General features: G+C 61.7%; 12 protein-coding genes. 6 read left to right on the plus strand and 6 right to left on the minus strand.

Annotated elements, in window-relative coordinates:
• Positions 1–32: 32 nt before the first annotated feature.
• Together D3D01_RS14560 and D3D01_RS14565 are read right to left on the minus strand one after the other, a co-directional pair.
• Complete coding sequence (locus D3D01_RS14560) at positions 33–1484, minus strand: aldehyde dehydrogenase (protein ID WP_101351519.1); 1452 nt, start codon at positions 1482–1484, stop codon at positions 33–35.
• Between the two features lie 145 nt (positions 1485–1629).
• Positions 1630–2088 carry a MaoC/PaaZ C-terminal domain-containing protein gene (locus D3D01_RS14565; RefSeq protein ID WP_053967752.1) on the minus strand — a complete coding sequence of 153 codons (459 nt, stop codon included), beginning with the start codon at positions 2086–2088 and terminating at the stop codon, positions 1630–1632.
• 101 nt (positions 2089–2189) lie between these two features.
• On the opposite strand from D3D01_RS14565, the gene paaI reads away from it, so the two are divergent.
• Positions 2190–2585 (plus strand): hydroxyphenylacetyl-CoA thioesterase PaaI, encoded by a 396-nt coding sequence (gene paaI / locus D3D01_RS14570; protein ID WP_101351518.1) that lies wholly within the window; start codon positions 2190–2192, stop codon positions 2583–2585.
• 3 nt (positions 2586–2588) lie between these two features.
• Here the strand turns inward: paaI and paaK are convergent, their stop codons facing one another.
• Positions 2589–3878: a phenylacetate--CoA ligase PaaK gene (gene paaK, locus D3D01_RS14575; protein ID WP_121512674.1), complete on the minus strand. Its 1290-nt coding sequence runs from the start codon at positions 3876–3878 to the stop codon at positions 2589–2591.
• A 132-nt stretch (positions 3879–4010) separates the two neighbouring features.
• On the opposite strand from paaK, the gene D3D01_RS14580 reads away from it, so the two are divergent.
• Both D3D01_RS14580 and D3D01_RS14585 read left to right on the plus strand, forming a co-directional pair.
• Entirely contained in the window at positions 4011–5183 is a 1173-nt protein-coding gene (locus D3D01_RS14580) for a thiolase domain-containing protein (protein ID WP_101351516.1), read from the plus strand.
• Positions 5180–6616, plus strand: coding sequence for a zinc ribbon domain-containing protein (locus D3D01_RS14585; RefSeq protein ID WP_121512675.1), 1437 nt, complete (start codon positions 5180–5182; stop codon positions 6614–6616). The genes D3D01_RS14580 and D3D01_RS14585 overlap by 4 nt, the downstream gene beginning before the upstream one ends.
• Positions 6617–6625: 9 nt before the next feature.
• Here D3D01_RS14585 and D3D01_RS14590 read toward each other — a convergent pair whose 3' ends face one another.
• Positions 6626–7768 carry a thiolase family protein gene (locus D3D01_RS14590; RefSeq protein WP_121512676.1) on the minus strand — a complete coding sequence of 381 codons (1143 nt, stop codon included), beginning with the start codon at positions 7766–7768 and terminating at the stop codon, positions 6626–6628.
• A 98-nt stretch (positions 7769–7866) separates the two neighbouring features.
• Here D3D01_RS14590 and D3D01_RS14595 point away from each other — a divergent pair, with 98 nt between their 5' ends.
• On the plus strand, positions 7867–8751 hold the full coding sequence (locus D3D01_RS14595; protein WP_101351917.1) for a 3-hydroxyacyl-CoA dehydrogenase family protein: 885 nt from the start codon (positions 7867–7869) through the stop codon (positions 8749–8751).
• The gene (locus D3D01_RS14600) at positions 8748–9560 is read left to right on the plus strand and encodes an enoyl-CoA hydratase/isomerase family protein (protein WP_121512677.1); all 813 of its coding nucleotides are present in this window, start codon (positions 8748–8750) and stop codon (positions 9558–9560) included. The genes D3D01_RS14595 and D3D01_RS14600 overlap by 4 nt, the downstream gene beginning before the upstream one ends.
• A 105-nt stretch (positions 9561–9665) precedes the next feature.
• Here the strand turns inward: D3D01_RS14600 and D3D01_RS14605 are convergent, their stop codons facing one another.
• Positions 9666–10436, minus strand: coding sequence for an IclR family transcriptional regulator (locus tag D3D01_RS14605; protein WP_121512678.1), 771 nt, complete (start codon positions 10434–10436; stop codon positions 9666–9668).
• Between the two features lie 176 nt (positions 10437–10612).
• On the opposite strand from D3D01_RS14605, the gene D3D01_RS14610 reads away from it, so the two are divergent.
• Positions 10613–10861, plus strand: coding sequence for an EthD family reductase (locus D3D01_RS14610; protein ID WP_233563381.1), 249 nt, complete (start codon positions 10613–10615; stop codon positions 10859–10861).
• 60 nt (positions 10862–10921) lie between these two features.
• Here D3D01_RS14610 and D3D01_RS14615 read toward each other — a convergent pair whose 3' ends face one another.
• Positions 10922–11392 carry a VOC family protein gene (locus D3D01_RS14615; RefSeq protein ID WP_121512679.1) on the minus strand — a complete coding sequence of 157 codons (471 nt, stop codon included), beginning with the start codon at positions 11390–11392 and terminating at the stop codon, positions 10922–10924.
• Between the last annotated feature and the right edge of the window lie 142 nt (positions 11393–11534).

An 11534-nucleotide genomic window follows, 5' to 3' on the forward strand; every position in this document is an offset into this window, starting at 1 on the left:
ACGGTGGCTGGAGTCTGCCGCCGACTTGACCCTCAGCCGAGGTTGATGTGGACGTTTTTCACCTCGGTGTAGGCCTCGATGGCCTGCTCGCCCTGTGCGCGGCCGTGGCCACTCTGTTTCGTGCCGCCGAAGGGCGTCTGTGGCCACGTGTTGGGTGTCTCGTTGACCATCACCATCCCGTAGTCCAGTCTGTCTGTGACGGTGTGAGCGCGAGTCAGGTCGTTCGTCCAGACACAGGCGGTGAGGCCAAACGGTGAGTCGTTTGCGACCGCAATCGCTTCTTCCTCGTCGCTCACTTCGATTGCGGTAAGCACGGGACCGAAGATTTCCTCCCGTGCAATCGTCATCTCGTTGTCCACGTCGGCAAAGACTGTCGGCTCGACGAAGTGACCGGTGTCTCTGTCAGCAGGGACGCCACCGCCGGCCGCGACAGTCGCCCCCTCTTCTTTCCCGGTCTCGATATAGTCGAGGATCTCCTGTTGCTGGCCCGCGCTGACGACTGGTCCCATCTGTCCATCGTCGTCGATACCGCCGCCGAGCGGGATGTTTTCGGCGATCTCAGCCATCCGGGAGACCATCTCGTCGTAGACGTCTTCGTGGACGACAATACGTGAGTTCGCCCAGCACATCTGTCCGGCGTTCATGAAGATTCCGTACTGGATGCCGCGGGCGGCGGTATCGAGGTCAGCGTCGGGGAACACGACTGCCGGACCCTTTCCGCCGAGTTCGAGCGTCACATCGGCGACCGCATCCGCAGCAGTACGCTGGACCGTCTTGCCGACGCCAGTACTCCCGGTGAAGGTAACGTGATCGACGCCCTCGTGCCCGGTGAGGGCGTCGCCGGCCTCGGACCCCTTCCCTGGAACGACGTTGACGACGCCGTCAGGCAGGCCCGCTTTTTCGGCGGCTTTCGCGTAGTACAGCGCCGAAAGCGGCGTCATAGCAGATGGCTTGAGGATAACGCTGTTTCCCGCCGCCAGCGCCGGTGCTAGTCCGCGGCCGGCGAGCTGGAAGGGATAGTTCCACGGCGCGATGTGTGCCGTCACGCCGACTGGTTCACGGGTAGTGTAGTTGAGCCGGCCGTTCTCGACGGGAATCTCGTCGCCGCGTATCTTGTCCGTCCACCCAGCGTAATGGCGGAACGTATCGACGACCATGTCGATTTCCAGCCCGGCTTCGAAGGGGGTTTTCCCGTTGTCGTGGGATTCAACCATCGACAGTTCGTCTTTCATCGCCTCGATGGCGTCGGCCATCGCATGGAGCTTCTCCCGACGCGTTCCCGGGTCCATCGTCGCCCACTCGGAACCGTCTGCGACGGCTGCCCGTGCCGCCTGTACTGCATCGTCGATATCGGCCGCCTCGGCCTGCTGTACCGATGCGTAGGTCTGTTCAGTTGCTGGGTCCTCCGTCTCAATCTTGTCGCCGTTGGTCGCTTCTCGCCATTCGCCACCGATATACAGGTCTGTCGGACCGGTGTACTCCATTGCAATAAGAGTGGGAGTGCGCGGCGTCTTAGTTGTTATTATTGATTATTAATGTTTGGCTGACGAGAGCGCAGTTTGCGGCTTTCAAGCCGCAACATTGCGGTGCTATCCGCTACAGCTGCAGCTTTCGGACGCGTCAGTGGATTTACTCGCGTTTCTTTATCAGGAACTTCATATCGCCCTCGAAGACGACGGTTCCGTCCTGATTTTCCATTTCAGTGTCGAGAACGACTAACCCGGCGTCGTCGCGCCCGACCTCCTTTGTGTTGTCAACGACAATCTCCAGTTGGAGTGTATCGCCGATATGGACCGGGTTCGGGAGGTCCATGTAGTTCATTCCGAGAAACGCGAACGCGGTCCGTTCGACGATGCCCGTCCGGTAGACGAAGCCAGTCGCCTGCACGAACGTCATCGGACCGTGTGCGATCCGCTCACCGAACTCCTGTTGTTCCGCGTATTCCTTGTTCGTATGCAGTTCAGTCCAGTCTCCTGACAGGGCAGAGTGCATGACGAAATCGGACTCGGTAACCGTCCGGCCGACACTGATAAACTCCTGCCCCTCTTCGAAGTCCTCGAAGTGGTGTGGCTCGTAGCTGTACGCCATAGTTTGTCATCTGATAGCAGCCATTTATATTTTTACGCTCCGCTGACAGCACCAGCAGTGACCGGTATATATTTGTTATTCCTGATGGAACCACAGGCTGTATGTCCGGCGTCGCTGACGAAGTCAGAGAGCGTATCGAATCGGACGCGTACTGTGAAACCCTTGGCATCGACCTGGTCGAACTCGATTCAGGGTTCGCCCGGACTGAGTTGACGATTACTGAGGACTTGCTGAACTTTCATGGGACACCCCACGGCGGGGCGATTTACTCACTCGCCGATGCAGCGTTCGCTGCGGCGTCGAACTCTCACGGCGAGGTTGCGGTTGCCCTGGAGACGAACATCTCGTATTTAGACGCCATCGACACCGGTGAGACGCTGTCTGCGGTCGCTGAAGAGACACATCTTGCGGACAGCACCGCGGAGTACGAGGTGACGGTGACCGCACAGGATGGCGAGCGTATCGCGACGTTTCGCGGCCGAGTCTACCGGCCCTGACAGTCAGTCACGGTGGTCGTAAACGCGTTTCACCTTCCCGACCTGCGTTCGTTCGATGCTACCGGGCGCGACAAGTTCGAGTTCGTCCGGGGTGAACGCGAGCACGTTTTCCAGACGTTCGATGATTTCATCTTCCAGCGCTTTGTCGCCCGGCCCCTGCTCCGCAGTCCGTTCGATGGTGAGTTCAAGCACGTCGAGGTTGTCCTCCTCGTAGAGGTCGATTCGGTAGTGCGGGGCGACGCCGTCGATATCTAGTACTGCGTGTTCGATTTCGCTAGGGTAGAGGTTGACGCCACGGATGATGAGGAGGTCATCGGTCCGGCCAGTGACGTTGTCCATCCGTACCATCGTCCGGCCGCACGCACACTCGTCGTAGTTCAGCGTCGTGAGGTCACCGGTCCGGTACCGGAAGACCGGCAACGCCTCCTTGGTGAGCGTTGTGAGAACGAGTTCCCCCTCTTCGCCTTCCTCGACCGGCTCTTTCGTGTGTGGGTCGATGACCTCCGGGTAGAAATGGTCCTCCCAGATGTGAAGCCCGTCCTGCGCTTCGTGGCATTCACACGAGACGCCGGGACCGATGATCTCGGACAGTCCATAAATATCGATGCCATCGACGCCCAGCCGCGCCTCGATTTCCTCCCGCATCGGGTCTGTACACGGTTCCGCTCCGAAGATAATCGTCGAGATCGGTAGCTCTCTGGGGTCGTGACCCATCTCTTCGGCCGTCTCGGCGAGATAGAGGGCATACGACGGGGTGCAGGCGAACACATCGCTCTCCAGGTCGGTCATCAACTCGACCTGTCGCTGTGTCTGGCCGCTCCCGATCGGAATAACCGAGGCCCCCAGTTCCTCAGTTCCGTAGTGGAGCCCCAGTCCGCCGGTGAACAATCCGTAGCCGTAGGCGTTCTGGACGGTGTCCCCTGCTTCGGTCCCGCTCGCAGCCAACGACCGTGCGACGACTTCGCTCCAGGTGTCGAGGTCGTCGTCCGTGTACGAGACGATTTTGGGTTTGCCGGTCGTCCCGGACGACGCGTGGATACGGGCAACGTCCGCGTCGTCTACGGCGAAGAGCCCGTCGGGGTACTCGTCGCGGAAATCCTCTTTCGTCGTCATCGGCAACTTCGTGATGTCGTCGATACTCTGGATGTCTTCGGGCGAGACGCCCGCCTCATCGAGCTTTTCCCGGTAAAACGGGACGTTTTCATAGCCGTGTGTGACAGTCTCTTTCAATCGGTCAGTTTGCAACGCACGCAGCTCTGTACGGTCAGACGCCTCCAGTGGCTTGTACACCATCTTCAGTGACAGAATGGGGTAAGAGTGATAAAATGGTTTGGGATTGGTCACTCCGCTGCCAATAGCGTGCGTGGTGTGTGACTCTCGACGAGTGATGCAAAGCTATTTTTCAGTACCCTCAGAGTTCCATGTATGCGGGACGCGTATCTCATCGGCGCAGGGCAAACGCCGTTTGGCTCGATGCCCGAAGAGAGCTACAGATCACTGTTCGACCACGCAGTCAGCGAAGCCATCGACAGTGTCGACCACGGTATCGACACGGATGCAATAGACGAAGCGGTCGTCGGCTCACTCGGCGTGGGCGGTCGACAACTCGGTCTCTCTGGCCCGGCAGCAACCGAACACGCTGGGCTGCACGGCGTCCCCAGCGTACGCGTTGAAAACGCCTGTGCCGCGTCGGGCTATGCCGTCCGACAGGCAATTCAGGCGGTCAAAAGTGGGATGGCCGACGTGGCGCTGGCTGGCGGCGTCGAAGTCATGACGGATATGAGTAGCGACGTGACGAAGTACTGGCTCGGCGTTTCCGGCGAAACAGAGTGGGAACGGCTGACCGGGACGACGTTCTCCGGCGTCTACGCACAGATGGCAAGCGCGTATCTACGAGAGTACGGGGCCAGCGAGGAACACCTCTCAATGGTGGCAGTCAAGAATCACCGGAACGGCGCGAAGAACCCGAAGGCCCACCTTGGCTTCGAGTGTTCCCTCGAAGACGCCGTCGACGCCCCGGTTGTTGCAGACCCGCTGAACCTCTATCACTGCTGTCCGACCTCTGACGGCGCAGCGGTCGCGCTCGTCGCCAGTGAGGATGTCGTCGAGCAGTACACTGACAAGCCGGTCCGGGTCGCTGGAGTCGGGGCGGCCAGCGACCGGGTCGGTCTCTTCCAGCGAGACAGCTACACCGGCATTTCCGCGTCGAAGAAGGCCGCGGACACAGCATACAACCGTGCCGGAGTCAGCCCTGCGGACCTCGATTTCGCGGAGGTCCACGACTGCTTTACAATCGCAGAGCTGCTTGCATACGAGGACCTCGGGTTCTGTGACCGTGGCGAGGCACCGCAGTTGCTCGACGCGGGAACGACCGACGCTGACGGAGCGATACCGGTCAATCTCTCCGGCGGTCTGAAATCGAAGGGCCACCCTATCGGCGCAACCGGTGCCGGACAGGTCGTCGAGGCGTTCAAACAGCTCACCGGCAGCGCCGCAGACCGGCAGCTAGCTGCCCCGAAGTACGGGCTGACTCATAACGTGGGTGGAAGCGGGGGCAGCGCAGTTGTCCATATCCTCGAACGGGAGGCTGCACGATGACTGTCTCAGGGCTCGCGGCCATCGGCGCGTACGCACCTCGGCTACGGATCGACGCCGCGGAGTTCGAAGCCGCCTGGGGCCGATTCGATGCAACGGGGATCGACGAGAAGGCGGTTCCCGACGCCGACGAGGATGCGGTCACGATGGGTGTCGAAGCAGCCCGCCGTGCGCTCACTGCCGCCGACGCGTCCGGCACGGACGTCGCGCACTTGGCCTTCGCGACAACGACACCGCCGATGGCGGAAGAGGACCTCGCGGCGCGACTCTGCAGTATTCTCACCGTCCCAGACAGCGCAAAGACGCAGACCATGACCGGCTCCACGCACGCCGGTGCGCAGGCGCTGGACGCAACCATGGACGGCGGGCCGTTCGGGGACGGTATCGGCCTCGTCATCATCAGCGACTGTCCGCAGGGCGACCCTGACAGCGAGGTCGAACACGCCGCCGGTGCCGGCAGTGTTGCGCTCGTTGTTGACGAGGACGGTCCCGGAAGCGTCATTGAGCGAGCGTCACATACGGCGGCTTATCCCGGAACGCGCTTCAGAACGGGTGGGGATGACCGGACGACCGGCCTGGGTGTGACGCAGTACGACCGCGAGGCGTTCACGACCACGCTTTCCAGTGCGGCGAATAGACTGGACGTGTCGATGGATACAGTTGATGCAGCAGCGGTCCAGTCTCCGGACGGCAAACTCCCCTATCGGGCGACTGGTGCGCTCGGGGTCGACGCAGAGACAATCGCCGCCGCGGACACAGTCAGTACGCTCGGGGACACCGGCGCGGCAAGTGCGTTTCTCGGGGCCGCAACAGCATTTGCGGACGACGCCGAGCGCGTGCTGATTGCCGCGTACGGAAGCGGCGCGAGCGCGACGCTGTTCGCCGTTGCTGGTCCCGTTCCGGTCGAAACTGCACTGGATGGGACTGCTTCCCTGTCCTACGCCGAGTACCTCCGGCGGCGCGGCGAGATTACACGCGACGAACCCGAGGGCGGCGGAGCCTACGTTAGCGTCCCGTCCTGGCAACGGACGATCCCACAACGCCACCGACTCGTCGCCGGCCGGTGTTCTGCGTGTGGTGCGTTGAACTTCCCGCCGACCGGGGCCTGTACGGACTGTCACGAGCGCACCGGTGATTTCGAGGCTGTCGAACTGCCCGGAACAGGGACAGTCGAGGCAGTAACGACCATCGAACAGGGCGGTGCCCCGCCGGAGTTCGTCGCTCAGCAGTCCAAGAGCGGCCAGTTCGATAGCGCTATCGTCGCGCTCGACAGCCCGTCGGGTGCACAGACCGTGAGTGTCCCTGCACAGGTGCTTCAGGCGGGGGCGGAAGTCACAATCGGCACCCCTGTCGTGCTGACGACGCGGCGCATCTACACCCAGGAAGGCGTCATCAGATACGGCTTCAAGGCACAGGTCGCCAGTCAGCGCCGATAGCCGCCAGTATCAGGGACGCTCGAACACAACCGCGACACCCTGACCAAACCCGACACACATCGTCGCCAGTCCGTGCGTCGCGTCTTGCCGTTGCATCTCATGCAGTAACGTCGTCGTGATTCGTGCCCCCGAACAGCCAAGCGGATGCCCTAACGCGATAGCCCCGCCGTTGACGTTGAGCCGTTCGGTCGGAATCCCCAGTTCGCGTTTGCAGTGGAGGCTCTGGGCTGCAAACGCCTCGTTGAGTTCCACAAGGTCGATATCGTCGATTGTCAGGTCGGCGTCGTCCAGTGCAGCACGGGTCGCCGGAATCGGCCCCCGTCCCATGACTAGCGGGTCGACACCGGCGACGGCCCGCGTCTCGACCCGGGCGAGGACATCGAGATCGTGCTGGTCTGCGTACGCTGCCGAGGTGACGAGCATCCCAGCGGCCCCGTCGGTCAGCGGTGACGCGTTCCCCGGCGTAACCGTCGCCGCCTCGTCGTCGCGAAACACAGTCGGGAGTTCGCTCAACTGCTCGACTGACGTGTCTGCCCGTGGTGTCTTGTCGGCCTCTATCGCTGTCTCGTCGGTGTGGACGGGCACGGTCTCTGCATCGAATCGGCCGCCGTTCATCGCAGCGATCGCCCGCTCGTGTGACCGCAGCGCAAACTCGTCCTGAGATTTTCGGCTGATATCGTGGTTTCGTGCGATGGTTTCGGCCGTCTGTCCCATCGGCAGCCTGTCGGGGTCGTACCGCCGCTCGATAGCGGGATGCAGCCAGTCAGAGAAGGGGACGGTGCTCATGTGTTCGACGCCGGCGACTGGATACACCGCACCGTCGCCCGCCTCGATGGCACGAGCGGCGTCGACGAGCGTTGTCAGTGACGAGCCACACAGGCGGGTCGTTGTCGCTCCGGGCACTGTTTCCGGAAACCCGCCGGCGAGTATCGACTGCCGGGCGAGGTTTCGTCCCTGCTCTCCCTCCTGATTTGCACACCCGAGTCGGAAGTCGTCCCACTCGACAGCCGGAACACCGGTCCGGTCGACGAGTGCAGCAAGCACGGTGGTGACGAGGTCTTCGGGGTGTGTCCCGGCCAGCGCGCCATCCTTCGGCACCTGTGGCGTTCGTACAGCATCGACTACGACGGCTTGCGAGTCGGAACCAGTCATCCTCACCGACTCTTACCGTGGCCGCTATATTAAATGCAGGCCACACTGCGGCGGGACGCAGGCAACGTTTTTACCCCTCGCTACTGTGCTGAGAAATGATGCACGTAGCTATTCTAGGCGCCGGTACCATGGGCCACGGTATCGCTCAAGTGTCGGCAATGGCTAGTCACGACGTCTTTCTCCGCGATATCGAGGCAGATATCGTCGATGACGGCCTGGCCGCCATCGAGTCGAATCTCGAAGAGGGTATCGCCCGGGAGAAAGTGTCAGAGCCGACGGCCGAAGCAGCACTGGACCGTCTCACGGGGACAACATCGCTCGAGGAGGCTGTGACCGGAGCAGACCTCGTCGTGGAAGCAGTCCCCGAAGACATGGATATCAAACACGAGACGCTCACCGAGGTCGAATCCCATGTCGACCCGGCGACGCTTATCGCGTCAAACACCTCCTCGCTGTCACTGACTGAGATAGCGAGTGTCCTCGACTATCCGGAACGAGCTATCGGCCTCCACTTCTTCAACCCTGTACATATCATGGCACTCGTCGAGATCGTCGTCGCGGAACAGACGAGCGCCGAGACCGTTTCGCGTGCCCGGGAGTTCGTGAACGGGATCGACAAGACACCGGTGGAGGTGGCTGACGCACCGGGCTTTGCCTCCTCTCGGCTTGGTGTCTCGCTGGGCGTCGAAGCGATGCGGATGGTGCAGGAGGGCGTTGCAACACCGCGGGACATCGACACCGCGATGGAACTCGGCTACAATCACCCGATGGGACCGATCGAACTCGGCGATGTCGTCGGTCTCGACGTCCGGCTCGACATCCTCGAATACCTGCGTGCGGAACTCGGCGAACGGTTCCGCCCGCCACAGATCCTGAAACGGAAGGTCCGGGCCGGAAAACTCGGCAAGAAATCCGGCGAGGGGTTCTACGTCTGGGAGGACGGTGACGTCGTCGGTACCAGCGGCGACTGGGGGGACGCATGACGGACCTCGCTGACGCCGCGGCGGACTGTGAAACGGTTTCGGTGAGCGTCGGTGACCGCGTCGAGAATGTCGCCACCGTCGAGTTACGCCGGCCGGAGGCCCGAAACGCGCTCAATACCCAGTTGCGGTCGGAGTTCAAACAGGTCTTCGACGCAATCCCGGACAGCGATGTCCGTGCTGTCGTGTTGACTGGCGCGGCAGACACCGGCGCATTCGTTGCGGGTGCGGACGTGACGGAACTCCGCGAGCGGGATATGCTAGAGCAACGGGAGGCGAGCAAGCGACCCCGGGTCTACGAATACGTCGACGAATGCCCGATGCCGGTCATCGCCCGCATCAACGGGCACGCGCTCGGCGGCGGCTGTGAGCTGATTCAGGCTGCTGATATCCGGATTGCGCATACGGACGCGAAGTTCGGCCAGCCGGAAATCAACCTCGGCATCATGCCCGGCGGCGGCGGGACACAGCGACTGCCGCGTCTGGTTGGCGAAGGCCACGCTATGCGGCTTATCCTTACCGGCGACCTCATCGACGCAACAGAGGCCGCCGACATCGGCCTCGTCGACGAGGTCCACGACGACGACGTCTTCGATGAGCGGGTCTACGAGATAGCGGCGTCGATTGCAGAGAAAAGCCCCGCGGCGCTCGAACTGGCGAAGAAAGCCGTCCGTGCCAGTTCCCGAATGGATCTCGAAGCCGGCATCGAGTACGAAGCCGAACTGTTCGCACAGCTGTTCGCAACTGGCGACAAGGACGAGGGGATCGACGCGTTCCTCGAAGACAGAGAGCCGGAGTGGGCCAGCGAGTGAGCCCGCGCTGTCCCGGGAACGGGGACGCCCGCACAGTCACAGCCATACCCAGCGACACACAATGCCAACCCCTCCCGTTGCTCCGTTCGAACCCTGCTGCTGACCTCACGGATGGGCCATATTGATCCCGATCTCGTTGACGACGCCCAGTAGCAGCGTCGGCAGTTCGTCCCGGAGAATGGCCCCCTCAAGCCGGCTTGCCGGGCCGGAAACACTGATCGCCCCGATGGCAATGTCGTTTTCATCCGTAATCGGGGCCCCGACCGCGTGCAGTCCCTCCACCGATTCCTGAAAGTTGAACGCGTATCCGCGGTCACGGATGGTCTCGATTTCCGCCCAGAGTTCGTCCCGGTCGGTGATGGTCTGTGGCGTCCGGCCGGGCAACCCATGCCTGTCGATGGTCTCTGTGATCTGGCTATCCGGAAGGTGTGCCAGTATGGCTTTCCCCGCAGCGTGCTGGTGGAGATAGTTCCGATGGCCAACCCGGGCGTACGTCTGTACCGAGTGTTTGCCCTGAGCGCCGTAGATGTGGACGCTGCGGCCGTGCTCTTCGACTGCACACCAGATTTTCTCCTCGGTCTCCTCCGCGAGTTCGTCGACTCTCGGCTTTGCCTCGTCGTAGAGACGGTACTTGTTCCGTGCCACTTCGCCGTAGTCCAGAAAGCGGATGCCGAGCTGATACTCGTTGTCGTCCTCGACGAGGAGGCTATTGGCCGCGAGTGTCTTCATGTATCTGTGCGTCGTACTCTTCGCACAGCCGAGGTGCTCTGTCATCTCCGACACCGTGGCCGTGTCGTGTCTCTTGAGATACTCCATGATCTCGATTGCTCGCTCGATTGTTCCGACCGGCCTGTTGACAGCGGGTGGGATTGACATACGTACACACATGTCTAATTGGCTTACAAGTGTTGTGTTCGAGTAGCTTGAACTAATACAGCCAGATCGGATCGGTAGCTAAAAGCCAATCCCTGACGACTTGGCGCACGCATGACAAAAATTGTCGACTTACTCGTCCGGAGAGATGGGTACACTCACGAGGAGTTCGCCGACCGATGGCAAGGCGACCACTCGGAGTTAGCAAAGGACCTGCCAGGGCTACGTCTGTCCCAACGGACCCAGAGCGTGCAGCCTACGACGGCGTGCTGGAGCTGTATTTCGAGGACATGGACGCACTCAGCGCTGCGTTCGATTCAGACCTTGCCGAGACGGTTCAGGCTGACGCGGCCGAGTTTATCGATCTGGACGCAGGCCCACGGCTTATCGTCGAGGAAACGGTCCAGCTCGACGAAAGAGACGACTGATAGCGTCGCTCCTGCTGTTCCCGCTTGACTCAGCTTCCCGAGAGCGAACCGTCGCAGATGTCAGCCATCGAGTCGGCTCCCATCGACGTAGAGCTTCTCGGCAGGTGGCCGGTCAGCGTCGTAACTATCGTGATACTCGAACAGCTGAACGAGCGCTCCGGTCGGGTTCGATGGTGGCACAAACGCCTCGGTCCAGTCCTGATATTCATGGTATTCGACGACACTGTATCCGTTGCGCTCCAGTACTGCTTTCACCGCGTCAACAGCAGCCACTTCAAGCGTGACGTGGTGGAGTCCCGGACCGTGGTCGTCGAGATACGACGTGAGGAACGTGTCCGGTGCCTCCGGTGCGATGAGTTCGAGCCGCGACGCGTCTTGATTGAAGTCGTACTGCGCCCAGCGAAACCGCCCTTCGACGGACTCTTCGACGAGTTTCCGGCAGCCGAGTGCGAACAGGAACGGCTCAGCGTCGGCGATATGCTCGACAGCGATCCCGATGTGGTCGACACGGATCGGCGGGTCCACAGACATGGCGAGGACTGCGACAGGCTCCCAATTATATGCTTGGGCCGTGAGTGCGGGCGGCCGTTGAACTCAGTGCGGGTGCTGGGCGAATTGGCCGGGACAGACCGACCCTGATACCGCATCTGGAAAGGCATCTCATTGACACGCC

This window comes from Haloarcula sp. Atlit-7R (assembly GCF_003666065.1).
Lineage (GTDB): Archaea > Halobacteriota > Halobacteria > Halobacteriales > Haloarculaceae > Haloarcula > Haloarcula taiwanensis.